Here is a 23,834-nt window from a genome sequence, read left to right as displayed (position 1 = left end):
TTAGCCGCCTCGGACGACCGTGAACCAGCAAGCAAACCAGGCAGAATTCCTCGATAACGGCGGCAGGACAGGCCGGCGCATCCGCAGCCTCGACTGGTCGAAGCATCCGCTCGGCCCGATCGAGGCCTGGGATGCCACGCTCCGCACCAGCCTCGGCATCGTGCTCAGCTCCTCCTTCCCGACCTTCCTGGTCTGGGGCGAGGACCTGACCCTGTTCTTCAACGACCCCTACGAGCCGATGCTGGGCCAGAAGGCGCACAGCCTCGGTTCGCCCTACCCGGCGGTCTGGCACGAAGTCTGGGACAGCCTCGGCCCGTATATCCGCCGCGTGATGGCGGGCGAATCCTTCTTTTTCGAGAACTACGAAACCACGCTCGAGCGCCACGGCTACCCCGAACAGGCCTGGTTCACCTTTTCGTACAACCCGCTGCGCGACGCCGGCGGCAGCGTGCGCGGCCTGATCTGCACCTGCGTCGAAGTCACCGACAAGGTGCGGGCCCTTGCCCGCCACAAGGAGGCCGAGGAACGCCTGGCGCTCTCGCTCGAGGCATCCGGCAATATCGGCACCTGGTCGTATGACCTCGACGACGGCGCGACCCATGTCGACGAGCGCTTCGCGCGCCTGTTCCAAGTCGACGCGGCGCTGGCGCGCTCCGGCACCGAACTGGAACGCTTCACCGACATGATCCATCCCGAAGACCGGCCGCGCGTGGTGGCCGCAATCGAGGCCGTGATCCTGGCCCCGGCGCACCTCGACACCCGCTACGACATCGACTACCGGATTCCCCAGCGCTCGGGATGCGAGGTCTGGGTCAATGCGCGCGGCAAGGTGTTCACCGATCCGGCCAGCGGCAAGCGCCGCTTTGCCGGAATCGCGGTCGACATCACGGCGCGCAAGATGGCCGAGGATGCGCGTATCGCCAGCGAAGCACGGGCCGCCGCGGCCTCGCTGCGCGCCGAAGACAGCCGGCGCCGCCTCGACGCCCTGCTGGAGGCGGCGCCGGTCGGCATCGCCTATGCCGACACCAACGGTCGCCTGCTGGTGACGAATGCCGCGAACCGGGCCATCTGGGGCGACTACCTGCCCGACAACGGCATCGCCGGCTACGACGCCTGGAAGGGATGGCTCGCGGCCGATGGCGCCACCCCGGACTCCTGCATGGCGCCATCCGACTGGCCGATCGCGCGCGTGCTCGATGGCGGCGACAGCCACGAAGCGGTGATCGAGATCGAACCCTTCGGCGCGCCCGGTACGAGAAAGACCGTCCTGGTGCGCGCCCAGGCCATGCGCGACGCCGGCGGCGCCCTGGTCGGCGCGGTGGCCGCGACGATGGACATCTCGGCCCAGGTCCAGGCCGAGCGCGCGCTCAAGGAAAGCGAGCAGAAGTTCCGCAGCATCGCCAACGTGATCCCGCAGATGGTCTGGTCCAGCAATGTCGAAGGCAGCGAGCATTATGTCAACGAGCGCTGGCACGAATACACCGGCATCGTGCCGGCCGCGGCTTCCTACCGCATCTGGCGCCAGGTGGTCCATCCAGACGACCAGGGCCCGCTGCTGGCGGCCTGGAAAAAGAGCTTCGCCGCCAACGTGCTGTTCGAGGCCGAGCACCGGATGGTGCACCACGCGGGCGGCTACCGCTGGGTGCTCAACCGCGCCATGCCGAGCTTCGACGAGAACGGCCGCGCCACCCACTGGGTCGGCACCCTGACCGACATCCACGACCAGAAGGCCGGCGCCGACGAACTGCGCGCCGCCGCCCGCCGCAAGGACGAGTTCCTGGCGATGCTGGCGCACGAATTGCGCAACCCGCTGGCGCCGATCAGCAATGCGGCCCAGCTGCTGACCATGGCCGGCTCGAACGCACAGCGCATCCGCCAGTCGAGCGAAGTGATCACCCGCCAGGTGCGCCACATGACGGCGCTGGTGGACGACCTGCTCGACGTCTCGCGCGTCACGCGCGGCCTGGTGGCGCTCGAGCGCGAGCTGGTCGACATCAGCGCGGTCGTCACCGGCGCCGTCGAACAGGCGCGCCCGCTGATCGAGGCGCGCGCGCACCGCTTCGAGCTCGACCTCGGACCGGACCTCGGCTGCGCCGGGGTGCGCGTCCTCGGCGACCGCACGCGCCTGGTGCAGGTCGTGGCCAACCTGCTCAACAACGCCGCCAAGTACACGCCCCAGGGCGGGCGCATCGGACTGGCCGTTTCGACCCACGCCGGCTGCGTCACGATCAGCGTGCGCGACAACGGCATCGGCATCGGCGCCGCGATGCTGCCGCAGGTATTCGACCTGTTTTCGCAGGCCGAACGCACGCCCGACCGCTCGCAGGGCGGGCTTGGCCTGGGCCTGGCGCTGGTGAAAAGCCTGGTGCAGCTGCACGGCGGCCGGGTCGAGGCGCACAGCGAGGGACTCGGGCACGGCAGCACCTTCCGCGTGGCGTTCGACATCGCCGCCACGGCCGGTCCGGAGCGCACGCCGGGTGCGCACGAGCAGGCCGGCGCGGTGGGTACCGAAGCCGGATGTCCGGGCTCGCCGGGCCGGCGCGTGCTGGTCGTCGACGACAACATCGACGCCGCGCAATCGCTGGCCGACGTGCTGGGCGCCCTCGGCCATACGGTGTCGACCGCCGACAGCCCGGGCGCGGCGCTCGCCAACGCCGCCGCCGACTGGCCCGAGGTGTTCATCCTCGACATCGGCCTGCCCGACATTGACGGCTACGAACTGGTACGGCGCCTGCGCGCCCTGCAGGGCGCGCGTCCGGCCCGCTACGTCGCCCTGACCGGCTACGGCCAGGCGCACGACAAGGTGCTGGCGCGCAGCGCCGGCTTCGACCACCACTTCGTGAAACCGGTCAAGCTCGAGTCGCTGTCCGCGGTCCTCGATCGCAAGGTAGGCGACTAGCTCCGGGCCGGCTGGCCGCGGCCGGGGCTGCGCCGAGGCCGCGCAAGTACCATCCCGAGCCGCAGCGCGGTGTCGGTCACCACTTCCAGCGGCGGCTGGTAGCCGGCATCGATCCACCGTAGCGCGATGTGCATCACGCCGCCGACGATTCCCGCTTCGAGCAGCGGGTCGGGCTCGGCCCCGGCCGGCGCGATCTGGCGCGCCACCTCGGCGCCGATCGCGTGCAGGGCCGCATCGAAGGCCTTGTCGACTTCGCGGCTGACGCCCCGGATCTCGACCAGGTAGACCCGCGCCGAGGCTGGCGAGCGCTGCAGCGCGCTGAAATAGGCGTCGAGCATGGCGCGTGCGCGCGCGCCCCGGCCGCGTCCGGCGGCCCGGGCGGCGGCCGTGAGCTCGTCGAACACGGCATAGGTGACGGCATTGAAGGAGGTCACCAGCAGGTCTTCGCTGTTCTCGAAGGATTCGTAAAAATAGCGCTCGGTCAGCCCGGCCGCCTCGCACACCGCCTTGACGGTCGCCTGGCGGTAGCCGCGCTCGCCATACACGGCAATCGCGGCGGCGATCAGCCTGGCCCGCCGCTCGGCGCGGCGCTGTTCGGGCGAGACGCCGCGGTAGGCGCGGGGTGCGGTCGGTTCGAAAGTCATCCCGCTATTTTGACACACTTGCTTGTCACAAATAATCTGACAATGTAGAGTGTCAACTATATAAAAATACAAGCAGAGACGCCATGCACACCCCACCTTCGCGGCACGAGGACGCGCCCCTGGACGTCCTGATCGTCGGCGCCGGCCTGTCGGGCATCGGGGCCGCCGCCATGCTGCAGGAACGCTGCCCGGGCAAGCGTTACGCCATCCTGGAAGCGCGCGCGGCGATCGGCGGCACCTGGGACCTGTTCCGCTATCCGGGCATCCGCTCCGACTCCGACATGTACACGCTCGGCTACGGCTTCAGGCCCTGGCGCGACGCCAGGGCGATCGCCGACGGTCCCGCGATCCGCGACTACATCCGCGAGACCGCGCGCAGCCAAGGCATCGAGCAGCACATCCGCTTCCGGCACAAGGTGGTAAGCGCGGCCTGGTCGAGCGCGGACGCGCTGTGGACGGTCGAGGCGCAGGCTGGCGAAACGGGTGAAACCCGCACGATCCGCACGCGTTTCCTCCACATGTGCAGCGGCTATTACGATTACGAGCGGGCCTACCGCCCGCGTTTCGAAGGCGAAGAAGCCTTCAGGGGACGCATCGTCCAGCCCCAGTTCTGGCCCGAGGACCTCGATTACGCCGGCAAGCGCGTGGTCGTGATCGGCAGCGGCGCCACCGCCGTGACCCTGGTGCCGGCGATGGCCGCGACCGCCGCCCACGTGACGATGCTGCAGCGCTCGCCCAGCTATGTGGTGTCGCGCCCGTCGGAATACGGGTTCGCCCGGCGCCTGCAGCGCCGCCTGCCGCCGAACCTCGCCTACTGGGCCACGCGCTGGCGCGTGATCCTCGAGTCCATGCTCCTGTACCGCATCGCGCGCGGCAAGCCGGAACTGGCGAAACGGAAGATCGTGCAGATGGCGCAGCACCAGCTCGGCCCGGGCGTCGACATCGCCCATTTCACGCCCGACTACAAGCCCTGGGACCAGCGCGTCTGCGTCGTGCCCGACGGCGACCTGTTCAAGGCCCTGAAGCACGGCCAGGCGGAAGTCGTCACCGACCATATCGCGCGTTTCACCGAAAGCGGCATCGTGCTCGCGTCCGGCCGCGTGCTGGACGCCGACGTCGTCGTCATGGCCACCGGCCTGTCGCTGTCGGTGCTGGGCGGCGCGCAGGTCTCGGTCGACGGCAAGCCCTGGGTGCCCAGCGAAGCCATGGCCTACAAGGGCATGATGCTGAGCGGGATGCCCAACAGCGTCATGACCTTCGGCTACACGAATGCCTCGTGGACGCTGAAGGCGGACCTGACGGCGGCCTGGGTATGCCGCCTGCTGACCTACATGGACCGCAAGAGCCAGGCGATCGCCGTCGTGCGCCAGCAAGCGGGCGTGATGGCGGAACCCTTCCTCGGCTTCAGCTCGGGTTACGTCCAGCGTGCCGCCGCGCTGCTGCCGAAACAGGGCAGCCGCCGTCCCTGGCAGGTCTACCAGAACTATTTCCAGGATATGTTTACGATCCGCTTCGGACGCATCGCCGACGGCGTGATGCGTTTCGGGCCGAAAGGAAGAATGCCATGAACGTTTCGAACCGGGTCGCCGTCGTCACCGGCGCTGGCAGCGGCATAGGCCGCGCCACTGCGCTGGCGCTGGCCAGGCGCTGCTGCCACCTGGCGCTGGCCGACATCGACCCCGCCGGCCTGAAGGAAACCGCCTGGATGCTGTCGAGCCTCAGGGTGCGCGTCACCACCCATCTCGTCGACGTGGCCGACCGCGCGGCCGTACGCGCCTTGCCGGCGGCGGTGATGGACGCCCACAAGCGGGTCGACCTGCTCGTCAACAATGCCGGCGTGGCCTTGGGCGGCAGCTTCGAGCAGGTCGACGAAGACGATTTCGACTGGCTGATGGACATCAATTTCAACGGCGTCGTGGGCATGACGCGGGCTTTCTTGCCGCTCCTGCGCGCCAGCGACGAAGCGCGCATCGTCAACGTCTCCAGCATCTACGGTCTCGTCTCGCCGCCCGGCCAGGCCGCCTACTCGGCCAGCAAGTTCGCGGTGCGGGGCTTTTCCAACGCGCTGCGCCATGAACTCGACGGCAGCACGGTGGCGGTGAGCGTGGTGCATCCGGGCGGCGTCGCCACCGCGATCGCGAAGAATGCCCGCGTGCCGCGCGACGCTCCGGCCGAGGAAATCGCGCGCGGGCGCAAGCTGTCCGAAAAGCTGCTGCGCATGGAGCCCGAGACCGCGGGCGAAATCATCGCGCGCGGCATCGAACGACGCCAGGCGCGCATCCTGGTCGGCAACGACGCCCGATTCGTATCCCTCCTCGAACGCCTGTCGCCGGTGAATTACTGGCGCATCCTCAAGAAAGCGACTGCCCGATGACTATCCTGTTCGTCCTCCTGGCCCTGGTGCTGCTGGTGCTGCTCGGCCTGGCCTGGTTCACGCACCGCACCGCGGGCCGCATCGAGGCCTTCCTGCCGCCGAAGGGGCGCTTCGTCGACGTGCCGGGCGCGCGCCTGCATGTGCGCGAATCTGGAAGCGGCCCGGCCGTTCTGCTGATCCACGGACTCGGCGGCCAGGGCGCCCACTTCGATTACGGCGTGGCCGACTACCTCGCCAGGAACCACCGCGTGGTCGTGGTCGACCGCCCAGGCTCGGGCCATTCGACCCGCGATGCCGCGACGCCGGCCGACGTTTCGAGCCAGGCCGCGAGCCTGGCCGCCCTGATCGACCGGCTCGGCCTGGAGCGCCCGACCGTGGCCGGCCATTCGCTGGGCGGCGCCATCGCGCTGACGCTGGCGCTCGAACATCCCGGCAAGGTCGGCGCCCTGGCCCTGATCGCGCCGCTGACCCATCTACAGGACGCGGCGCCCGAAGTCTTCAAGGCGCTCGCGATCGAATCGCCCTGGCTGCGCAAGCTGTTCGCCTGGACCCTGGCCACGCCGGGCTCGATCGCGGGCGGCAAGAAGGTGCTCGCCGCGGTCTTCGCGCCGGAAAGCGCGCCGCGCGATTTCCCCGTCAAGGGCGGCGGCATGCTGAGCCTGCGTCCGCGCCAGTTCCTGGCCTCGTCCGCCGACATGCAGGCCCTGCCCGGCCACATGCCGCGGGTGCAGGCGCGCTATCGCGAACTGTCGGTGCCGACCGGGGTCCTGTACGGCCGCGAGGACGCCATCCTCGACTGGCAACAGAACGGCCAGGCGCTGGCCGACAAGGTGGCGGGCGCGCGGCTGCAGCTGGTTGACGGCGGCCACATGCTGCCGGTGACCCAGCCGCAGCTGGTCGCCGAATTCGTCGAACAGTGCGCGCGCACGGCGGCGCCGGCGCACATCGCTTCCTGAGCCCCGTCCGCATCGGCGCACGCCGCTTCGCCTGAACCGGTATCATCTGGACTCAGGGCCGGCGGGCGTTTCAAGCCCGCGGCCAGTTCGCTGATTTCAGATCGGAGCAGGTATGGTAGTGGTAACGCATAGCGGCAAGTTTCACGCGGACGATGCATGGGCATGCGCCGTCCTCTTCATCCTGTTCCCGGACAGTCAACTGGTGCGCACGCGCGACACGGCCACGATCGAGGCGGCCGACTTCGCGATCGACGTCGGCGGCATCCATGACCCGGCCAGCGGTCGCTTCGACCACCACCAGAAAGGTTTCGACACCGCGCGCCCGACCGGCGTGCCCTACGCCAGCGCGGGCCTGGTCTGGCGCGAATACGGCGCCCGCTGCGTGGCGGCCCTGGCCCTCGAACACACGGGCCAGACGCTGAGCGCGGATGCCTGCCAGCAGATGGCCTACGCGATCGATGCCGACGTCGTCCAGTACCTGGATTTGTCGGACGTGGGCGCGGCCAGGAACGCGCCCGGCGGCTATGGCCTGTCGGCCGTGGTCTCCGGCTTCAACCCGAACTGGATGGACGAGCAGCGCCTCGGCTACGGCGAAGCGGCCGACGCCTACCGCCTGAGCCAGTTCCGGAAAGCGATGGCCCTGCTCACCGACATCATGGTCAACTCGGTCAAGTACCGGGTCGGCGCCCTGCTGGCGCTGGAACAGGTGCGCGGCGCCGAGGTGCTCGAAGGCGGCAGGCTGCTCTTCCTGAACAACGGCGCCCTGCCCTGGACCGCCGTGGTGCGCAAGGAGATGCCGAAAGTCCTGTTCGTCATCAGCCACAGCATCGCAGAACAGCGCTACATGATCCACACGGTGCCGGTCAGCGCCGACAGTTTCGATGCGCGCGCCGACCTGCCCGAAGCCTGGGCCGGCCTGCGCGACGCCGATCTCGCCCGGGTGACCGGCGTGCCGGATGCAAGCTTCTGCCATAACGGACGCTTCATCGCTGCGGCCAAATCCTACGAGGGCATCCGGGCGCTGGCACGCCTGGCCCTGCAGGACGTGGCGCAAGGAGCGGTGGCGGACTAGGCCCTCCATGTTTTCAGTCGTACTGAACATCGTCGGTACCCTGTTCCACTTCTACGTGGCCCACCGCCTGTACCGGATCGAGGGGATCCGTGCACGCGTGCCTGCGCGCGGCTGGTGGCCCGGCGCCCTGCTCGTCTGGTTCGTCTACCTGGCCGGCGTGCACATGGGCGACGACGCGACCGACTGGCGCTGGTGGCCGGAGCAGTTCGCGCTGAACTGGCTCGGGATCATGCTGGTGATGACGCTGTGCCTGCTGGTGGCGGACTTCTCGACCGGCTTTGGCTTATGGTGGCGTACGCGCGCGCCGCGCCTGTTGGGCATCGCGGCCATCGCCGGCGTGCTGCTCGGCGCCTTCGCCATCTACCAGGGTGTGCGCGCGCCGGTCGTGGTCGAGTACGAGGTGGCCATGAAAAACCTGCCGCCCGCGCTGGACGGTACCGTGCTGGTGATGCTTACCGACCTGCACCTGGGCGCCCAGCGCCGCGCCGCCTGGATGGAAGAACGGGTCGCCCAGATCAACGCCCTGCACCCGGCGGCCGTGCTGATGGTGGGCGACCAGGTCGAGGACAACCCGATCGGCGACCCGCGCCTGGCGGCCATCCTGCGCGGTGTGCAGGCCCCGCGCGGGGTCTGGGCCGTGACCGGCAACCACGAGTTCTACGGCGACGCCGAGACCACGGTGGCCGAGTTCGAAGCCGGCGGCGTGCGCTGGCTGCGCAATGCCCGGGTCGAGCTGGCGCCCGGCCTGGTGCTGGCCGGGATCGAGGACGTCGGCCGCGCAATGCACGGCGGCGCGTCCCTCACCACCGCTCTCGAGCGCGTGCTGCCGGCGTCCACGAACGAGGCGACCATCCTGCTCTCGCACACGCCGGCCGCGCCGGTCATCGACATGGCGGCCGCGCGCGGCGTCGGCCTCATGCTCTCGGGGCATACGCATGGCGGCCAGTTCTGGCCGTTCAACTACCTCGTGCAGCGGCGCTTTCCGCACGTGGTCGGGCAGCACGCGGCGCACGGCATGCAGCTGGTAATCAGCCGCGGCGCCGGCAGCTGGGGGCCGCGGATGCGCCTGTGGCAGCCGGGCGAGATCGTCCGGATCACGCTGCGGGCGAAGCGCTAGCGCTTGCGCGGCTCGCTGTCGCCCGTCTTGCCCTGCTCTCCCGACTGGCGATTCCCTTGGGAACCGCCCTGCTTGCCCATGCCTTCCAGGCCGGTATCGACTTTGCCGCCGCTGCTCGAAAAGCCTTTGGTTTCCTCCTGCGACGAGCCGTCGTCGAGCAGGTCGTCGGTGCGCCCGGCCGACTGCCGGCTGCCGTCGCCGGTGAGCTTGCCGCTGTCGCCGGTGCCGCCCACGCCCACGCTGGCGGCGCTGCCGGTGCCGTTCTTCGTGATCTGGTCCCACGACCGGCCTTTCGCGTTGTTCTTGTCGTCGTATGTCGACATGCTGTGCTCCTGTTGGTTGGTAACGAGACGTCACAGGATGCCAGCGTGCGAAAACCATCGGCGCACAGGACAAAATAAAAGGCGCTGTTCGCGTTAAGTGTGGAATATGCCGATTGCCGCTCGCAGCAAAGCCTCCGGCGTCTTGACGCGGGCGCCGTCGAGCGCCCAGCGCCAGCCGAGATAGTTGCCGAGGTAACGGCTGGCAACCCCGCGAAACCGCTGCAGCCAGCCGCGCAGGCAGCTGGCTCAGGGGTGAAGTCCGGGTTGGACCTCAGCCGTTCAAGAAGATTCCACACTTAACGCGAACAGCGCCAAAATAAAAGCGGCGCCATCGCTGGCGCCGCTTCCGTCCGTGCCTGGCGGATCAGTTCTGGAAGTACAGGACCTTGCCTTCCAGCTTGATGTTGCCGGTGCCGGTGATCATGTCTTCGCCGCCGGTCAGGGTGCCGCCGCCGGTCACCTTGGCAAATTTGCCGGTGCCACCGGTGACCTGGAAGCTCGCGCCGGAGAACACGTATTTCGCGCCTTCGCCGGTCGGCACGAACTGGCCGCTGTAGTTGGCGAAGATCTGGTCACCCGAGGTCGTCATCACGACGAATTTGCCGTTGCTGAAGTTGAACAGCGGTCCGACCGGGGTGATGCAGTCGGTTGCGATGAACACGACCTTGCCGCCCATGAGGTCGCTAGTGCCATGACCGCTGATGGTGCCGCCGAATTTCGACAGGCAGCGATCGGCCGGACCCACGGCCTCGACCAGCGCGCCTTCGATCGTGATCGGCTTGACGACCCAGCTCCCTGCGGACGCAGTGGCCGACGCCGCCAGCAAAAGAGTAACGGCGGCTGGACGGGCGATGGTGCGCAGGATGGAAGTGAACATGTGTTTCTCCGGAGTTAAGTAAGTAAGATTCAATCATATATATTTTGCAAAAAAACCCGCGCACGCTCAGCAGTGTCTGTGGTTCTCAAGATACATGTCTTTTTGGAAACGTTGACAGCCTGTCGTGCGCCTGCTCCAGCCCGGCTGAGTTACAACATCACTATCAACAACATGGAGAAAACATGCGCGTCGCCACCTTCAACATCAATGGCATCGGCAGCCGCCTCCCGGCCCTGCTCGAATGGCTCGAGGAAAAGAAGCCGGACGTGGCCTGTTTGCAGGAACTGAAGGCGCCGCAGGAGCGCTTCCCGCTGGCCGAGATCAATGCCGCCGGCTACGGGGCGATCTGGCAGGGACAGAAAAGCTGGAACGGCGTCGCCATCCTCGCGCGCGGAACCGATCCGGTCGAAGTCACGCGCGGCCTGCCGGGCGACGACAGCGACGAACAGAGCCGCTACCTGGAAGCCGTCATCGGCGACCTGGTCGTCGCCTGCCTCTACCTGCCGAACGGGAACCCGGCGCCGGGGCCGAAATTCGACTACAAGCTGGCCTGGTTCGAGCGCCTGATCACGCGCGCCCAGCAACTGCTCGAGACCGGCGCGCCGGTGGTGATCGCCGGCGACTACAACGTCATGCCGACCGAGCTCGACGTCTATAAGCCGGAGCGCTGGCTGACCGACGCCCTGTTCCGGCCCGAGTCGCGCGAGGCCTTCCATCGCCTCGTGAACCAGGGCTGGACCGATTCGGTACGCGCCATGCACCCGGACGAGGTCATCTACACCTTCTACGACTACTTCCGGAATGCCTACGGCCGCAACGCGGGCCTGCGCATCGACCACCTGCTGCTCAGCCCGTCGCTGGCGCCTGCCCTGCGCGCAGCCGGCACCGACCACGAGATTCGCGGACGCGACAAGCCCAGCGACCACGTGCCGACCTGGATCGAGCTGGACATGGAAGCGCTGGCGACCAGAAAGGCCGCCAGTAAGGTCAACAAGGTCTGATCAGCGGCCGCTGCGGTCGGCCAGGAACTGCTGCGCACGTGGATGCGCGGGATGGGTGAAGAAGTCTTCCGGCTTCGCTTTTTCGAGGATGCGGCCTTCGCTCATGAACCAGATGCGGTCGGCCACGTCGCGCGCGAATCCCATCTCGTGGGTGACGCAGACCATGGTCATGCCCTCGCCCGCCAGCTTGCGCATCACGCCCAGCACTTCGCCCACCATTTCCGGGTCGAGCGCGCTGGTCGGCTCGTCGAACAGCATGATCGGCGGGCGCATCGCCAGCGCGCGGGCGATCGCCACGCGCTGCTGCTGGCCGCCGGACAGTTCGTGCGGAAAGGCGTCGGCCTTGTGCGCGAGGCCCACGCCGTCGAGCAGCTCCAGGGCATAGGCGCGCGCCTCGGTTTTCGTCGCGCGCTTCAGGTTCACCGGCGCCAGCATGCAGTTCTCGAGCGCTGTCAGGTGCGGGAACAGATTAAAGTGCTGGAACACGAAGCCGATCCCGGCGCGCAGCGCGTTCACGTCGAGGCCGCGCGCATGGATGTCGCGCCCGTCGATGGCGATGCTGCCGCCGTCGATTTCCTCGAGCCGGTTCAGGGTGCGGATCAGGGTCGATTTGCCGGAACCCGAGGGGCCGCAGACGACCACGACTTCGTTCTTCGCGACGCGCTCGGAGACGTCGGCGAGTGCGTGATACTGGTCGTACCACTTGTTGACCTGGTCGAGGACGATCATGGTGTCACCTTTGTTGCGAAAGCAGATACCGGGCGCCGGTTCATGCGGCGCTCGAGCAGGAAGGCCAGGCGCGAGAGACCGAAGCACAACATGAAATAGGTCAGGGCCAGCACGATGTAGACCTCGACCGCCCTGGTGAACACCAGGGTGTTGACCTGGGTGGCGATGAAGGAGACTTCGGACAGGCCGATGATATAGCCGAGCGAGGTGGCCTTGATGGTCGCCACCAGCTGGCTCACCAGCGACGGCAGGACATGGCGCAGCGCCTGCGGCAGGATCACCAGCCGCAGCGCCTGGCCGTAGGAGAGGCCGAGCGAACGCGCACCTTCGAGCTGCCCTTTCGGCAGCGAGCGGATGCCGGCGGCGACGATTTCGGCGAGATAGACGGCGTCGAACAGCACGAGGGTCATCAGCATCGTGGTCGCCTGGCCCGTCTTCACGCCGGTCACGGCCGGCAGGAAGAAGTAGGCCCAGAACACCACCAGCAGCAGCGGCACCGCGCGCACGATCTGCACCAGCACCGCGGTCGGCCAGCGCACCGCGCGCCAGGGACTGACGCGTGCGACGCCGAGCAGGAGCCCGAGCGGCATTGCCAGCACCAGGGCGGCGCTTGATAACAGGATGGTCAGCGTCAGGCCGCCGAGCGGTCCGTTCGGGTATTGGCCGACGAGGAAGTACAGCCAGTAGTCGTGGATCAGTTCAATCATGCCGGCCTCAGGTCCGCACCGGGAAACGGCGCGCATACAGCTGCGCGGCCAGCGAAATCGCCAGCGAGACCGTCAGGTAGGCCAGGGTCGCGAACGTAAACGCTTCGACGCTGCGGAAGGTCGCCGTCTCGACGCGCGCGGCCTGGTACATCATCTCGGCCGCGCCGATGACGGTGGCGACGCTGGTGTCCTTCCACAGGTTGACGGTCTGCGACAGCAGCGGCGGCACGGCGATGCGGATGGCCTGCGGCAGCAGCACGAGGCGCAGACTGGCGAGGCGGCCCAGGCCGAGCGAGCGCGCCGCTTCCATCTGGGCGCCCGGGACGGCGCGGATGCCGCTGCGGATATCCTCGGCCATGTGCACGCCCGCGTACAGGGACAGCGCGATCACGGCGCAGATGAATTCGGGATTGCTGTCGTAGAGCGCGAGTTTCACGGGTTCCGGCAGCAGCTCGGGAAAGGCGAAGTACCAGAACAGCAGGTGCGCCAGCAGCGGCACGTTGCGGATGCCCTCGACCAGGGTGGCGCCGAGGCCGCGCAGGGCGCGGCCGTGCGAAGTGCGCATCAGCGCGATCGCCACGCCCAGGGGCAAAGCGATCACGAAGCTGGCGGCGAGGAGCTGGAGCGAAGTGGTAAAACCCTGCACCAGCCAGTCGTGGTATTCGCCGGACCGGAGCAGGCTTGCATCGAAAAACGTCAAAACAAAAACTCAGATCTTGTCGGTGTGGATCGAAAACGTGCGCTTGGTCATGTTCGGGCGCGTGCCCGGGCCGTACCACTTGTTGAACAGGGCATTGGCCGCGCCGCTGGTCTCGAGTTCGCGCAGGGTCGCGTCGACGACCGCCTTCAGGCTCTTCTCGCCCTTGCGCAGGCCGAGCGCAATCGACTCGACGCCGATGCTGTTCGGCAGGATCGTGAAATTCTTCGCGCCGGGACCGAGTTTGCCGTAGTCCGCCAGCAGCGAGGACTCGTCGTTGACATATGCGATGCCCTTGCCCTGCTGCAGGGCCTGGAAGGCTTGCTGGGTGTTTTCGAAGGTGACGATGGTCGCGGTCGGGACGGCGGCGCGGATGTTCGTTTCCTGGGTACCGCCGCGGACGGTGACGACCTTCTTGCCGGCCAGCTGGGGCAAGGCGGTGACGCCGCCGGCGGCGCGCACCATGACCTTGGAGCCGGTCACGAAGTGGGTCAGCGCGAAATCGACCTGGGATTCGCGTTCCTTGTTGTGGGTGAGCGTGGCCGCCAGCACGTCGACGTGGCCCTGCTGCAGCTCGGGAATGCGGGCCGCGACCGACATCTGCCTGAAGACCGGCTTGACGCCGATCTTCTTTGCCACGGCCTTGGCCAGGTCCACCTCGTAGCCGACCAGTTCACGCGTTTTCGGGTCGATGAAACTGTTCGGCTCGTCGGTGCCGAGCACGCCGAAGACGATCTCGCCCTTCTTCCTGATGTCGGCCAGCTGGTCGGCATGGGCGCCGCCGGCAAGGGCGAGCTGGGCGGAAAGCGCGATCGCGCAGGCAAGTAGTGTGCGGCGGGTGGCCATGAGACTCCAAGGGGCATGAATAGACGAACCCGAGAGTATACGCCATGTGAATGACCGGATGAAGGACTGAATTCCTATAAGGACATGTTCATTCGGCATAAAGGCGCACCGCCGGCCGGCGGCGGTGCGCCTTTTTTCGTAGGGGATGGGCGAGGCCAAAGGCCTCGCCCACGGTTTCACCGGGCTCCGCCCGCGCGGTGATACGTACGGGCTCCGTGATCGTGCACGACGATCTCGCTGCGACGTAGCACCGCGTGGGCATGAATGCCCACCCTACGTTACTTTAGGCCGTGGACTTAGTTGCCGCCGGCCTTGCCGCTGCCGCTGGCGCTGCCCGAAGCGGAGCCACCCACCGAGCCGTTCACGGAACCCGACACCGGCATTTGGGTCGACGCAGCCTTGTTCGCGATTCCGCGCGCGCTGCCGCCGGCGGCGCTGCCGGCCGCTTGCGCCGCGCCGCGGGCGTTGGCGGCCGTACCGGCGGCATAGTCGCGGGTGCTGGCGACCTGGCTGCGCGCAGCCCCTGCAACCGGCGACGCTGCCGAACGTGCGCCGCCGGCGGCGCTGCCGGCCAGTTCACGGGCGCCGCCCAGCGTTGCGCCCGGCGCGATGCCGGCCGATGCGCTTGCGCCGCCTCCGGTCGAGGCGCTGCCGTTGGCGCCGCCGGCCATCGGGTACGCCGGAGCGGCCGTGCCGCCAGCGCCCGCCGATGTGCCGCCGGCTGTCGTACCGCCGCCCAGGTCGGCCGCGCCGCGCCGGACGCTGCCGGCCACGCCGGCCTCGCCGTTACCGCTTGCACTGGCGGCGCCTTGCCCGCCGCCCAGGCCCGTGGCCAGCCCACCCGTCAGGCCGCCCGTACCGTTGCCGCCGGCCTGCACATCGCGCCCGGCTTGCGCGCCGCTGCCGGCCAGGCTGCCGTTTCCGCTGCCCGTGGCGTCAGCCGCGCCGCGCGAAGCGAGCGGCAAGCCTCCCACGCCCGGGAGTGCCGCAGCGCGGGCGCTGCCCTCGCCGCCTGCCGCGCCGCGGCCGGAAACACTGCGTTCGACCGGAGCGGCCCGCTCGACGCGGCGCATGTCCTGCATCGGCGCCATCGGGCGCATGCCGCCGCCGAGGCCGCCGCCGATCATGCCGCCGACCGAGCCGCCGAGGCCGCCTCCTCCGCCGAGCAACTGGGCCTGCGCCGACGCGGCGGCGGACAGGGCGAAAACGATGGCGAGCTGGCGGACGATATTTTTGGTTTGCATGGTGGTTTCTCCTGTTAGAGGCGCTCGATTGCGCGCCGTTATCAGGAAAACGAGCGGACTCGGCCGTTTATTCCATCCATCCAAAAAATATTTTTAAATTTTTAGCGAAACCGGTTCGGGTCGACGCGCAAGGCGGCGCCCACCACGCCACGCCCGAGCGCGTCCGCCGGTGCATCGTTCTCCCGTACGGCCTGCGCAGCCAGCGTCGACACGGCCCGGGCAGCGGCGGCACGGTCCGGCTGCGGCAGCGCTTTCGACAGCAAGGCGGCGACGATCGGGGCGGCGAACGAGGTGCCGCGCACCTGCCGGTAAGGCGACGTTCCGGGCGCGGCGCTGACCATCTGGCTGCCGGGCGCGGCGAACATCACCTGCGGGCCGCGCGCGGCTTCGGGCAGCGGACGGCCCTGGCGGTCGACGCCGGTCACGCCGACCACGCCGGGATAGCTGGCCGGATACAGGGGCGGCGCAGCCGGCCCGTCGTTGCCGACGGCCGCCACCAGCAGGTGTCCGCGCGCGACCATCGCGGCCACCACCCGCTCCAGGAGCGCGTTCGGCGGCCCGACCAGGCTGATGTTGACCACGCCGACGCGCGCGCGTGCCATCCAGCCGAGGGCGCCGGCGATCTTGTCGGCCGAACCGCCGGTCGGGCTGTCGCAATAGATGTCGGCCGCGAACAGCCGGGTGCCGGGCGCGGCGCCCGCGAAGCGTTCGGCGCGTCCAACCATCAGGGCCGCGACCGCCGTGCCGTGCGGCGCCGGATGCGGTTTGCCGTCGCAGCCGAAGGATTCGACGGCGGCACCCTCGAACACCGGGTGACCGAGGTCGACGCCGCTGTCGACCAGGCCGACGGCGCCCGCCGCAGTCCCGCCGCGCGCCGCTTCGGCCCCGCCCCCGCCACCGAGCGGCAAGGCCGAGCTGCCCGTATATACATGGTTGAAATCGTAGGAACCGGCCGGGTCGAGCGCCCGCAGCCGTGCCAGCGCCTCCTGCGTCGACAGGTTCGGCGGCACGCGCAGGACCACCAGCGACTCGCCCAGTTCCTCGAAGCGGTCCGCGCGCAGCACCGCAAATTCGAGGCCCGCCGCCGCCTCCAGGGCCGCGGCGGCCGGCGACGTGGCCAGGATCTCGCCCCGCACCACCGGCTCGCCGCGCGGATCGGCTTCCAGCTCGGTGCGGTGGCGCCGCAGCAGCGTCTCGACGGCATCGAGGCGCAAGCCGCGCAGGTCGCCCGGCACGCTGCGCTCGAGCAGGCGTTCGGCCGGACGCGCCAGACTGTCCAGCCCGCCAAGGGGCTGGGGCAGGTGCAAACCGGGCAGGCGCAACTGGGCATGGGCGGCGCCGGTCGAGCACAGCAGCAGCGCCCAGGCCAGGCCTTTTGCGAAGGAAGAAAAGAGTCTCATGGTCGCGATCATAAGGGATGGTTGGCGTCATGAAATATAAAACGATGGTCAGATGGAATAAAATCCATGCCGCCAACGTTTTATTCATGTGAACCCCAATCGCCCCATGCTTGCCAACGAACTTGCCGCCCTGCTGCCCCGGATGCGACGCTTCGCGCGTTCCATCACCTTCCACCGGGAGGACGCCGACGACCTGGTCCAGGTCGCGATGGAGCGCGCGCTCGGCCGCAGTGAACAATATACCGACGGCACCCGGCTCGACAGCTGGCTGTTCCGCATCATCCGCAATGCCTGGATCGACGAGGTGCGCAGCCGGGTCCGGCGCGATGCCGTCTTCGCCCCCGAGGAAGAAGGCGAACACGTCGGGCACGACGGCGCCGAAGCCCAGGTACAGCGCATGGCCGTGCAGAAGGCGATGAGCCTCTTGAGCGAGGAACACCGGATCGTGGTCGCGCTGGTGCTGGTCGACGGCCTGCCCTACAAGGAAGCCGCGGCCGTCCTCGATATTCCGATGGGCACCCTCACCAGCCGCCTGGCGCGTGCCCGCGAGGCATTACAAAAGCTGTTGTCCGATGAAAGAGCCCTGACATGACATTTTCCGACGATATCCTGATGGCCTATGCCGACGGCGAGCTGGCCGAACCGCAGCGCAGCCAAGTCGACGCCGCCGTGCGCGCGGATCCAGAGCTGGCCGCCATCGTCGAACGCCACCGCGCCTTGCGCGCGCGGGTCTTCGATGCCTTTGCCGGCGTGCTGGAGGAACCGGTGCCGGCGCGCCTCGACGCGGCTGCCGCCAGCAAGGTGCTGTCCCTCGACGCCGCGCGCAACGCCCGCACCCGCGCCGCAGCCACGCCCGCGCCCGCGGCGGCGCCCGTCCGCCAGCCGGTCTGGCCGCGCTGGGGCGCGCTGGCCGCGACCCTGGTGCTGGGCGTGCTGGCCGGCAGCCTGTGGTTCAAGGACGACGGCGGCGGCTTCGTCGGTGCCGACGGCGGCGGACGCCTGGTGGCGCGCGGCCAGCTGGCCGGCGCCCTCTCGCGCCAGCTGGCGAGCGATCCGGCGCCGAACAGCCCGGTGCGCATCGGCGTCAGCTTCGCCACCCGCGACGGCGGCTATTGCCGCAGCTTCAGCGTGGGCGCCAGCGCCGGCCTGGCCTGCCGCGAGGGCGAGACCTGGCGCATACCCGTCCTGAGCGACAAGGCGGCGAGCGGCGGCGCCTACCGGCAGGCGGCCAGCACGGCGCCGGAGGCGGTGCTCGACGCCATCGACGAGCGCATTGCGGGAACGACGATGAACGCCGCCGCCGAGCGCGCGGCGCGCGAGCGCGGCTGGAGACGCTGAAGGAGGCGCTGAACCGTCTCCGGCAGCCCGCGCGCACGTGCTATACAATCAAGTCACCTGGCGCCCGATGCGAGCGGCGCCGAACTTGAATGGGAGAGAACATGTCGGGCTATAGCATCAACATCGAACAAAAAACGCTTGCGGGCAACAACTTCCGCGAGGTCCTGTACACGACGAAGCGCAGCCAGCTGGTGATCATGACCCTGCAGGCGGGCGAGGAAATCGGCATGGAGCACCACGAAGGCCATGACCAGTTCATCCGCGTCGAAGCCGGCGAAGGCGTCGCCATCCTGGACGGCGAAGAGCACAAGCTGGAAGACGGCGTGGCCGTCGTGATTCCGGCCGGGACCGAGCACAACGTCATCAACACCTCGAAGACCGAACCGATGCGCCTGTACACGCTGTACACCCCGCCCGAGCACCCGGACGGCATCGTGCATGCGAACAAGGCCGAAGCGGACGAGTACGAGAAGCAGCACGGGCATTGATTTGTAACGACGGGTTTGACGGGCGCCCACGCGGAAGGATGCGCAGACGAGACGCATATGTCCGCGTGGGCATGCCCACCCTACGTGCCGGCATTCGTCCGCGCCCGCTCCTCCAGCAGCGCCTTTTCCCGCGCATTCGTCGCCATCTGCGCGGCCCGCGTGAACTCGGCACTCGCCTCCGCACCTCGTCCCAGCTTCTCCAGCAAATCCCCGCGCACCGCCGGCAGCCACTGGTAGCGCGCCAGCCTGCCTTGCCCTGCCAGTTCGTCCACCAGCGCCAGCCCGGCCGCCGGCCCCTCGGCCATGCCGACCGCGACCGCCCGGTTCAGCTCGACCACCGGTGAGGGGTTGACGCGCGCCAGCTCACCGTACAGCGCGGCAATGCGCTTCCAGTCGGTCTCCGCCGCCATGCGCGCCCGCGCGTGGCAGGCGGCGATCGCGGCTTGCAGGGTGTACGGGCCGGGCGGACCCAGCAGCTCGGCGCGGGCCAGCGCCGCCAGGCCGCGCCGGATCAGGATGCCGTCCCAGCGCAGGCGGTCCTGTTCCAGCAGCAGCACCGGCCGGCCTTCGCGATCGACCCGGGCGGCGGCGCGCGAGGCCTGCAGCTCCATCAGGGCGACCAGTCCCTGGGCCTCCGGTTCGCGCGGCGCAAGTTCGGCCAGCATGCGCCCCAGGCGCAGGGCTTCGTCCTGCAGCGCGGGGCGCATCCAGTCGCTGCCGCTGGTGGCGGTGTAGCCTTCGTTGAAGACCAGGTAGACCACCTCCAGCACCGATGCGAGCCGTTCGGCCAGCTCGGCCGGGGGCGGCAATTCGAAGGGAACGCGCGCCTGGCCGAGGCTGCGCTTGGCGCGCACGATGCGCTGGGCAATCGTCGGTTCGGGCACCAGGAAGGCGCGCGCGATCTCGTGGGTGGAGAGGCCGCCCAGCAGCTTGAGCGTCAGCGCGACCCGCGCTTCGGTCGACAGCACCGGATGGCAGGCGGTGAACATCAGCCGCAGCAGGTCGTCGTGGACAAGGCCGTTGTCAGCTGCGTCCCGCGCAGCGTCGAGATCGTCGACAAAATCCGGCACAATATGGGCCTCCATCGCTTCCAGGTCGTGGCCGATCTGGGCGCATTTTTCCCGGTAAGACTTGTCGCGCCGCAGGTGGTCGAGCGCGGCGTTCTTCGCCGTGCGCATCAGCCAGGCGCCCGGATTGTCCGGAATGCCTGCCTCCGGCCAGTGCTCGAGCGCGGCCACCAGCGCGTCGCCGGCCAGCTCTTCGGCCAGGCCGATGTCGCGCACCAGGCGCGCCACGCCGGCGACGATCTTTGCCGACTCGATGCGCCAGACGGCGGCGATCGCCGCGTCGACGGCTCCTCTCATCAAGGTCGCGGCGGCAAGGCGTTCATGTCCATCCACGACAGTTCCCATACGTGCCCGTCCAGGTCCTCGAAGCCGTGGCCGTACATGAAGCCGTGGTCCTGCTTCGGGTTGGGCGCGCGCCCGCCGGCTGCGACGGCTTTCGCGACCAGTGCGTCGACCTCCTCCCTGCTCTCGCAGGACAGGCAGGTCAGCACCTCGGTGCTCACCCTGGCGTCGGCGATCGGCTTGCTGGTGAAACCCTGGAAGAAGCGCTCGACCAGCAGCATCGCGTAGATGTTCTCGCCGATGATCATGCAGGCCCCGTCGTCGTTGCTGAACTGGGGATTGAAATCGAAACCGAGGCTGGAGAAGAAGGCGCGGCTGCGCGCCAGGTCCTTGACCGGCAGGTTGACGAAGATTTGCTTGTGCATACCGTGTCCTTTCCGTTTCGCGGCATCAGGCCGCTTTGATGGCGCCGGCCGCCTCGGCCAGGGCCTTGAGGTCCGCCAGTCCGCTTTCGAGCTCGCGCCCGACCATGTTGTCGGTATCGAACAGCAGGCCCATGAATTTGGCGATGAGGGGGCTGCGTCCATGCATGGCCCAGCGGACGTCGGTTCCCGCCGCGCCGGGCACCAGCAGGAATTCGATGGTGTTTTCGCAGCGGACCGGGGCGGCCATCGTCAGGCGCATCGTGATCTTGCCGGGCCGGGAGTCGATCACTTCCAGCCTGCCGCGGCCGGCCGCGCCGGAACCGGCGAAGTCGCAGGCGGCGCCCGTCCCGCCGGCGGGACCGCTGAAATCCAGCGCCAGCGGCTTGTCCTTCGCAAACGGATTCCAGGTCATGAAGCGGCGCATGTCGCCGACCAGCGGTTCGACCTGCGCAACGGGCGCTTCGATGTGGATGCGCCGCTCGACGCGAAAGGCGTCGGGCCTGCGGCTGGCGGCCAGCAGGGCAATCGCCAGCACGGCGGCGGCGAGCAGGAATAAAGTCAACATCGGTGTTCCTTCAGGCTTGCGGCGCAGGCTGGCCGTTTTCGAGTTCGCGGAACCGCTCCAAATTTCCGGTTTGCGGGAAATCGTCGAGCTCGAACACCCGGCGCACCTCGATCTCGGCGTCCAGCCCCTCGCCGCGCGGGTTCGGGAAGCGGCGCGCCCACGCCAAAGCTTCCTCGGGCGTGCGCACGCTGATCATGGAATAGCCAGCGATCATTTCCTTCGATTCCGTGAACGGGCCGTCGATCACGCCGCGCTCCTTGCCCCGGTAGCGGATGCGCCAGCCGCGGCTGCTCGGATGCAGGCCGTTGGCGTCGAGCAGGACGCCGGCGCGGGCCAGTTCGCCGTGGAAGTCGGCCATGGCGCCCAGCAGTTCTTCGCCGGGCATGACGCCGGCTTCGGACTCGGGGGTGGCCTTGACGATGATCATGTAACGCATGCTGTTCTCCTGTCTGTGTGATGGACGGCGCGCGGCCCCTGCCGCGCTGTATCCGTTTCCATTGACACGACGAACGGGCGCACCGCAAATCGACACGCCGTGCGAAAAAAAGACCTCAGCTTTCGTAACAGGGCGCCAGCGCCCGCACTTCGACCGTGGCCCATTCGGCAGCCGGGCAGCGCGCCGCCAGCGCCACGGCTTCGGCATGGGTGGCCACGTCGACCAGGTAAAAGCCGCCGATCATTTCCTTGGCCTCGGCAAAGGGGCCGTCGACGGCGCTGGCCTTGCCGCCTTCCACACGCACCCGGGTGGCGCGGCTCAGGGGCGCCAGCGACTGCGCGCCCAGCAGGACGCCCTCCTCGCGCAGCGCGTCGCCGAAGCGCAGCATGCGGTCATAGACTGCGCGCCCTTCGGCCTCGGTGCGCGTGGCGCGCTGGCCGACCGGCTCGTGTATCAGCAACATGTACGACATCGACTGTCCCCTCGAACAATGTAGACACAAGAGCAAGCAGTATGCAACGGGTCGGTGGTCGAGTAAAGCCTGGACCAATGCTTGAGCTCATTGCCGACGGAATAGTACGGATGAGACCGCGTGCGACTGCTCCTACAAGGCTCTCTCCCATGCGCCTATTGTTCGTCCTCAGGCTGGCGTTACCATCGGGGAACCGATCACCCACAGCAGGAGGCAGCAATGGCAGAGAACAAAGGCAGGGGCACGAAAGGCCGCAACTACGACGAACTGACGGGCGTGGGTACGAGCAGTGCGGGCATCACCGGCACCACCGGCAACCTGAATACGGGCACCCGCGACGGCGGCATCGGCATGCCTTCGGCCGGCGACAGCGGCAACCGTGCGGGGAACCGCCAGTCGGCCGACCTGGACGACGGCGACACGACGCCTGCCCTCGGCAGGGGCACCCGCTCGAACGCCAGCCAGCAACGACAGGGCAGCCAGGGCAACAAGGGGAGCCAGGGCGGCGGCAGCCAGCAGAGCGGACAGAAAGGCCAGAGCGCCCAGGGCGGCCTCGGCCATAGCCTGGACCAGGACGTGATGGGCAAGGAGCAATAAGCCGCGACCATATCCCATCTCACGGCGCCCGTTTGCGGCGCCATCGACATCGGCGAACGCCCCGCTCCCGGCCCGGCGTTCGCGTCGCCGCGCCCGCCATTTTGCCAAACCGCGCCGAGGAGACCCGATGCGAAACCTGTTGCGCAGCGCCCTGCTCCTTTTTCTTCTGCTGGGCGGCTTCGCGCTGCTCGGCCCCTGGCTGAAGAACATGCTGTATGCGATGCGGCTGGCCGCGATGGCGCCGCCGGCCGCTTTGCCGGTGCCGGTGCGCGGCGTTGCGCCGCGCGGCCTGCGCGATACCTGGCATGGGGCTCGCAGCGAGGGGCGCAGGCATGAGGGGATCGACATTTTCGCCAGGCGCGGCACGGCGGTGACGTCCAGCACCGAAGGCGTCGTGCTGCGCGTGGGCACCAACCGGCTGGGCGGGCAAGTCGTCTGGGTACTGGGGCCGGGCGGGCAGCGGCATTATTATGCGCACCTGGACCGCTATGCGGATATCGAGAAGGGGCAGCGGGTGCGGGCCGGGACCGTTCTCGGGTATGTGGGGACCACGGGGAATGCGGCGGGGACGCCGCCGCATTTGCATTATGGGATTTATGGGGCGGCGGGGGCGATCAATCCGTATCCGATGCTGACGGCTGTCGGGGGCGGTATGCCCACGCATGAGCACGAACGCGTGGGCGGTGCCCGGTGAAACCGTGACAGAGGCCACTGGCCTCTGTCACCCCTACGTTACGCTGAGAGCAACACGAGATCGAAAGGAGCCAGATGGACGAAGAAACCCTTGAATTCGCCAGGCGCGTTTTTCAGTTCGCGCGAACTGGCCAAACAGAAGAACTAGGTGCGCTGCTCGGCCAGGGCCTGCCGCCGAACCTGCGCAACGAGCGGGGCGACAGCCTGTTGATGCTGGCCTGCTACCACGGCCACCTGGAAACGGCGCGCGTCCTGCTCGAACATGGCGCCGACCCGGAACTGCTGAACGATGCCGGCCAGACCCCGCTCGCCGGGGCCGCCTTCAAGGGCGACGCCGCCGTGGTCGCGCTGCTGCTCGAACGCGGCGCGCAGGTCGATGCCGCCGGTCCGAACGGCAAGACGGCCCTGATGATCGCCGCCATGTTCAACCGGGTCGAGATGATGCGCATGCTGATCGAACGCGGCGCCGACCCGCATCTGTCCGATGCGGCCGGCATCCCGATCCGCGAGGCGGCGGCCAGAATGGGCGCCGTCGAGGCGGTCGACTTCCTCAACAGGATCCTCGACGGCGGCTGAAGCCGCGCC

27 protein-coding genes and 1 pseudogene are annotated in these 23,834 nt (G+C 68.6%); 13 read left to right on the top strand and 15 right to left on the bottom strand.

Translation table 11 applies throughout. From position 1 onward, the window contains the following. The first annotated feature begins 19 nt into the window (after window positions 1-19). The gene (locus tag LPB04_RS17260) at window positions 20-2,899 is read left to right on the top strand and encodes a hybrid sensor histidine kinase/response regulator (RefSeq protein ID WP_193685739.1); all 2,880 of its coding nucleotides are present in this window, start codon (window positions 20-22) and stop codon (window positions 2,897-2,899) included. Here LPB04_RS17260 and LPB04_RS17255 read toward each other — a convergent pair. Then, window positions 2,896-3,543, bottom strand: a complete 648-nt coding sequence (locus LPB04_RS17255; RefSeq protein WP_193685738.1) for a TetR/AcrR family transcriptional regulator — start codon at window positions 3,541-3,543, stop codon at window positions 2,896-2,898. The two genes, LPB04_RS17260 and LPB04_RS17255, sit on opposite strands and share 4 nt — an antisense overlap. Window positions 3,544-3,626: 83 nt before the next feature. Here LPB04_RS17255 and LPB04_RS17250 point away from each other — a divergent pair, with 83 nt between their 5' ends. The 5 genes from LPB04_RS17250 to LPB04_RS17230 all read left to right on the top strand — a co-directional run bounded on the left by LPB04_RS17250 (window position 3,627) and on the right by LPB04_RS17230 (window position 9,062). After that, entirely contained in the window at window positions 3,627-5,111 is a 1,485-nt protein-coding gene (locus tag LPB04_RS17250; protein WP_193685737.1) for a flavin-containing monooxygenase, read from the top strand. Continuing rightward, window positions 5,108-5,917, top strand: a complete 810-nt coding sequence (locus LPB04_RS17245; RefSeq protein WP_193685736.1) for an SDR family NAD(P)-dependent oxidoreductase — start codon at window positions 5,108-5,110, stop codon at window positions 5,915-5,917. The genes LPB04_RS17250 and LPB04_RS17245 overlap by 4 nt, the downstream gene beginning before the upstream one ends. Further along, window positions 5,914-6,873, top strand: a complete 960-nt coding sequence (locus tag LPB04_RS17240; protein ID WP_193685735.1) for an alpha/beta fold hydrolase — start codon at window positions 5,914-5,916, stop codon at window positions 6,871-6,873. The genes LPB04_RS17245 and LPB04_RS17240 overlap by 4 nt, the downstream gene beginning before the upstream one ends. Window positions 6,874-6,985: 112 nt before the next feature. After that, entirely contained in the window at window positions 6,986-7,945 is a 960-nt protein-coding gene (locus tag LPB04_RS17235; RefSeq protein ID WP_193685734.1) for an MYG1 family protein, read from the top strand. A 7-nt stretch (window positions 7,946-7,952) separates the two neighbouring features. Then, window positions 7,953-9,062 (top strand): metallophosphoesterase, encoded by a 1,110-nt coding sequence (locus LPB04_RS17230; protein ID WP_193685733.1) that lies wholly within the window; start codon window positions 7,953-7,955, stop codon window positions 9,060-9,062. Here LPB04_RS17230 and LPB04_RS17225 read toward each other — a convergent pair. The 3 genes and pseudogenes from LPB04_RS17225 to LPB04_RS17220 form a co-directional block, all read right to left on the bottom strand. Continuing rightward, window positions 9,059-9,385: a hypothetical protein gene (locus LPB04_RS17225; RefSeq protein WP_193685732.1), complete on the bottom strand. Its 327-nt coding sequence runs from the start codon at window positions 9,383-9,385 to the stop codon at window positions 9,059-9,061. The genes LPB04_RS17230 and LPB04_RS17225 overlap by 4 nt on opposite strands. A 93-nt stretch (window positions 9,386-9,478) precedes the next feature. After that, window positions 9,479-9,628, bottom strand: a pseudogene (locus LPB04_RS24105) (IS1595 family transposase); the annotation flags it as partial. Between the two features lie 121 nt (window positions 9,629-9,749). Next, a complete protein-coding gene (locus LPB04_RS17220) occupies window positions 9,750-10,262 on the bottom strand; it encodes a hypothetical protein (RefSeq protein ID WP_227496450.1) in 513 nt (170 codons plus the stop codon). Between the two features lie 182 nt (window positions 10,263-10,444). Between LPB04_RS17220 and xth the strand changes: the two genes are divergently transcribed. Further along, the gene (xth, locus tag LPB04_RS17215) at window positions 10,445-11,263 is read left to right on the top strand and encodes an exodeoxyribonuclease III (protein ID WP_193685731.1); all 819 of its coding nucleotides are present in this window, start codon (window positions 10,445-10,447) and stop codon (window positions 11,261-11,263) included. Here xth and LPB04_RS17210 read toward each other — a convergent pair whose 3' ends face one another. The 6 genes from LPB04_RS17210 to LPB04_RS17185 form a co-directional block, all read right to left on the bottom strand. Next, window positions 11,264-11,992: an amino acid ABC transporter ATP-binding protein gene (locus LPB04_RS17210; RefSeq protein ID WP_193685730.1), complete on the bottom strand. Its 729-nt coding sequence runs from the start codon at window positions 11,990-11,992 to the stop codon at window positions 11,264-11,266. Then, window positions 11,989-12,699, bottom strand: a complete 711-nt coding sequence (locus LPB04_RS17205) for an amino acid ABC transporter permease (RefSeq protein ID WP_193685729.1) — start codon at window positions 12,697-12,699, stop codon at window positions 11,989-11,991. The genes LPB04_RS17210 and LPB04_RS17205 overlap by 4 nt, the downstream gene beginning before the upstream one ends. A 7-nt stretch (window positions 12,700-12,706) precedes the next feature. Beyond that, window positions 12,707-13,399 carry an amino acid ABC transporter permease gene (locus LPB04_RS17200; RefSeq protein WP_193685728.1) on the bottom strand — a complete coding sequence of 231 codons (693 nt, stop codon included), beginning with the start codon at window positions 13,397-13,399 and terminating at the stop codon, window positions 12,707-12,709. A gap of 9 nt (window positions 13,400-13,408) precedes the next feature. Further along, complete coding sequence (locus tag LPB04_RS17195) at window positions 13,409-14,242, bottom strand: ABC transporter substrate-binding protein (RefSeq protein ID WP_193685727.1); 834 nt, start codon at window positions 14,240-14,242, stop codon at window positions 13,409-13,411. A gap of 296 nt (window positions 14,243-14,538) precedes the next feature. Then, window positions 14,539-15,486, bottom strand: a complete 948-nt coding sequence (locus tag LPB04_RS17190; protein WP_193685726.1) for a hypothetical protein — start codon at window positions 15,484-15,486, stop codon at window positions 14,539-14,541. 101 nt (window positions 15,487-15,587) lie between these two features. Beyond that, window positions 15,588-16,886 (bottom strand): S8 family serine peptidase, encoded by a 1,299-nt coding sequence (locus tag LPB04_RS17185; protein WP_193685725.1) that lies wholly within the window; start codon window positions 16,884-16,886, stop codon window positions 15,588-15,590. 106 nt (window positions 16,887-16,992) lie between these two features. Here LPB04_RS17185 and LPB04_RS17180 point away from each other — a divergent pair, with 106 nt between their 5' ends. The 3 genes from LPB04_RS17180 (at window position 16,993) to LPB04_RS17170 (ending at window position 18,712) form a co-directional block, all read left to right on the top strand. Beyond that, window positions 16,993-17,478, top strand: coding sequence for an RNA polymerase sigma factor (locus tag LPB04_RS17180; protein WP_193685724.1), 486 nt, complete (start codon window positions 16,993-16,995; stop codon window positions 17,476-17,478). Beyond that, window positions 17,475-18,224 carry an anti-sigma factor family protein gene (locus LPB04_RS17175; RefSeq protein ID WP_193685723.1) on the top strand — a complete coding sequence of 250 codons (750 nt, stop codon included), beginning with the start codon at window positions 17,475-17,477 and terminating at the stop codon, window positions 18,222-18,224. The genes LPB04_RS17180 and LPB04_RS17175 overlap by 4 nt, the downstream gene beginning before the upstream one ends. 101 nt (window positions 18,225-18,325) lie before the next feature. Continuing rightward, window positions 18,326-18,712 (top strand): cupin domain-containing protein, encoded by a 387-nt coding sequence (locus tag LPB04_RS17170; protein WP_193685722.1) that lies wholly within the window; start codon window positions 18,326-18,328, stop codon window positions 18,710-18,712. An 80-nt stretch (window positions 18,713-18,792) separates the two neighbouring features. On the opposite strand, the gene LPB04_RS17165 is transcribed toward LPB04_RS17170, so the two are convergent. The 5 genes from LPB04_RS17165 to LPB04_RS17145 all read right to left on the bottom strand — a co-directional run bounded on the left by LPB04_RS17165 (window position 18,793) and on the right by LPB04_RS17145 (window position 21,959). Continuing rightward, window positions 18,793-20,076: an RNA polymerase sigma factor gene (locus LPB04_RS17165; protein WP_193685721.1), complete on the bottom strand. Its 1,284-nt coding sequence runs from the start codon at window positions 20,074-20,076 to the stop codon at window positions 18,793-18,795. Continuing rightward, entirely contained in the window at window positions 20,076-20,486 is a 411-nt protein-coding gene (locus LPB04_RS17160; protein ID WP_193685720.1) for a VOC family protein, read from the bottom strand. Before LPB04_RS17160 ends, LPB04_RS17165 begins: the two co-directional genes overlap by 1 nt. 25 nt (window positions 20,487-20,511) lie before the next feature. Continuing rightward, entirely contained in the window at window positions 20,512-21,051 is a 540-nt protein-coding gene (locus LPB04_RS17155; RefSeq protein WP_193685719.1) for an SRPBCC family protein, read from the bottom strand. 10 nt (window positions 21,052-21,061) lie between these two features. Continuing rightward, window positions 21,062-21,487, bottom strand: a complete 426-nt coding sequence (locus LPB04_RS17150) for a YciI family protein (protein ID WP_193685718.1) — start codon at window positions 21,485-21,487, stop codon at window positions 21,062-21,064. Window positions 21,488-21,602: 115 nt separating this feature from the next. Further along, complete coding sequence (locus LPB04_RS17145) at window positions 21,603-21,959, bottom strand: YciI family protein (RefSeq protein ID WP_193685717.1); 357 nt, start codon at window positions 21,957-21,959, stop codon at window positions 21,603-21,605. Between the two features lie 219 nt (window positions 21,960-22,178). Between LPB04_RS17145 and LPB04_RS17140 the strand changes: the two genes are divergently transcribed. From LPB04_RS17140 to LPB04_RS17130, 3 genes are all read left to right on the top strand, one after another. After that, a complete protein-coding gene (locus LPB04_RS17140; protein WP_193685716.1) occupies window positions 22,179-22,556 on the top strand; it encodes a hypothetical protein in 378 nt (125 codons plus the stop codon). 127 nt (window positions 22,557-22,683) lie between these two features. Then, window positions 22,684-23,250, top strand: coding sequence for a M23 family metallopeptidase (locus LPB04_RS17135; protein ID WP_193685715.1), 567 nt, complete (start codon window positions 22,684-22,686; stop codon window positions 23,248-23,250). 74 nt (window positions 23,251-23,324) lie between these two features. After that, window positions 23,325-23,825, top strand: a complete 501-nt coding sequence (locus LPB04_RS17130) for an ankyrin repeat domain-containing protein (RefSeq protein WP_193685714.1) — start codon at window positions 23,325-23,327, stop codon at window positions 23,823-23,825. Window positions 23,826-23,834: the final 9 nt, after the last annotated feature.

The organism is Massilia litorea, assembly GCF_015101885.1.
In the GTDB taxonomy this organism is placed as follows: domain Bacteria; phylum Pseudomonadota; class Gammaproteobacteria; order Burkholderiales; family Burkholderiaceae_D; genus Telluria; species Telluria litorea.
This window is presented reverse-complemented; position numbering and strand designations above follow the sequence as displayed.

What these genes read in the sequence shown, in the direction of transcription:
- LPB04_RS17255 (WP_193685738.1), bottom strand. Translation starts at nt 3,543, where the DNA reads ATGACTTTCGAACCGACCGCACCCCGCGCCTACCGCGGCGTCTCGCCC.
- LPB04_RS17250 (WP_193685737.1), top strand. Translation starts at nt 3,627, where the DNA reads ATGCACACCCCACCTTCGCGGCACGAGGACGCGCCCCTGGACGTCCTG.
- LPB04_RS17245 (WP_193685736.1), top strand. Translation starts at nt 5,108, where the DNA reads ATGAACGTTTCGAACCGGGTCGCCGTCGTCACCGGCGCTGGCAGCGGC.
- LPB04_RS17240 (WP_193685735.1), top strand. Translation starts at nt 5,914, where the DNA reads ATGACTATCCTGTTCGTCCTCCTGGCCCTGGTGCTGCTGGTGCTGCTC.
- LPB04_RS17235 (WP_193685734.1), top strand. Translation starts at nt 6,986, where the DNA reads ATGGTAGTGGTAACGCATAGCGGCAAGTTTCACGCGGACGATGCATGG.
- LPB04_RS17230 (WP_193685733.1), top strand. Translation starts at nt 7,953, where the DNA reads ATGTTTTCAGTCGTACTGAACATCGTCGGTACCCTGTTCCACTTCTAC.
- LPB04_RS17225 (WP_193685732.1), bottom strand. Translation starts at nt 9,385, where the DNA reads ATGTCGACATACGACGACAAGAACAACGCGAAAGGCCGGTCGTGGGAC.
- LPB04_RS17220 (WP_227496450.1), bottom strand. Translation starts at nt 10,262, where the DNA reads ATGTTCACTTCCATCCTGCGCACCATCGCCCGTCCAGCCGCCGTTACT.
- xth (WP_193685731.1), top strand. Translation starts at nt 10,445, where the DNA reads ATGCGCGTCGCCACCTTCAACATCAATGGCATCGGCAGCCGCCTCCCG.
- LPB04_RS17210 (WP_193685730.1), bottom strand. Translation starts at nt 11,992, where the DNA reads ATGATCGTCCTCGACCAGGTCAACAAGTGGTACGACCAGTATCACGCA.
- LPB04_RS17205 (WP_193685729.1), bottom strand. Translation starts at nt 12,699, where the DNA reads ATGATTGAACTGATCCACGACTACTGGCTGTACTTCCTCGTCGGCCAA.
- LPB04_RS17195 (WP_193685727.1), bottom strand. Translation starts at nt 14,242, where the DNA reads ATGGCCACCCGCCGCACACTACTTGCCTGCGCGATCGCGCTTTCCGCC.
- LPB04_RS17190 (WP_193685726.1), bottom strand. Translation starts at nt 15,486, where the DNA reads ATGCAAACCAAAAATATCGTCCGCCAGCTCGCCATCGTTTTCGCCCTG.
- LPB04_RS17185 (WP_193685725.1), bottom strand. Translation starts at nt 16,886, where the DNA reads ATGAGACTCTTTTCTTCCTTCGCAAAAGGCCTGGCCTGGGCGCTGCTG.
- LPB04_RS17180 (WP_193685724.1), top strand. Translation starts at nt 16,993, where the DNA reads ATGCTTGCCAACGAACTTGCCGCCCTGCTGCCCCGGATGCGACGCTTC.
- LPB04_RS17175 (WP_193685723.1), top strand. Translation starts at nt 17,475, where the DNA reads ATGACATTTTCCGACGATATCCTGATGGCCTATGCCGACGGCGAGCTG.
- LPB04_RS17170 (WP_193685722.1), top strand. Translation starts at nt 18,326, where the DNA reads ATGTCGGGCTATAGCATCAACATCGAACAAAAAACGCTTGCGGGCAAC.
- LPB04_RS17165 (WP_193685721.1), bottom strand. Translation starts at nt 20,076, where the DNA reads ATGAGAGGAGCCGTCGACGCGGCGATCGCCGCCGTCTGGCGCATCGAG.
- LPB04_RS17160 (WP_193685720.1), bottom strand. Translation starts at nt 20,486, where the DNA reads ATGCACAAGCAAATCTTCGTCAACCTGCCGGTCAAGGACCTGGCGCGC.
- LPB04_RS17155 (WP_193685719.1), bottom strand. Translation starts at nt 21,051, where the DNA reads ATGTTGACTTTATTCCTGCTCGCCGCCGCCGTGCTGGCGATTGCCCTG.
- LPB04_RS17150 (WP_193685718.1), bottom strand. Translation starts at nt 21,487, where the DNA reads ATGCGTTACATGATCATCGTCAAGGCCACCCCCGAGTCCGAAGCCGGC.
- LPB04_RS17145 (WP_193685717.1), bottom strand. Translation starts at nt 21,959, where the DNA reads ATGTCGTACATGTTGCTGATACACGAGCCGGTCGGCCAGCGCGCCACG.
- LPB04_RS17140 (WP_193685716.1), top strand. Translation starts at nt 22,179, where the DNA reads ATGGCAGAGAACAAAGGCAGGGGCACGAAAGGCCGCAACTACGACGAA.
- LPB04_RS17135 (WP_193685715.1), top strand. Translation starts at nt 22,684, where the DNA reads ATGCGAAACCTGTTGCGCAGCGCCCTGCTCCTTTTTCTTCTGCTGGGC.
- LPB04_RS17130 (WP_193685714.1), top strand. Translation starts at nt 23,325, where the DNA reads ATGGACGAAGAAACCCTTGAATTCGCCAGGCGCGTTTTTCAGTTCGCG.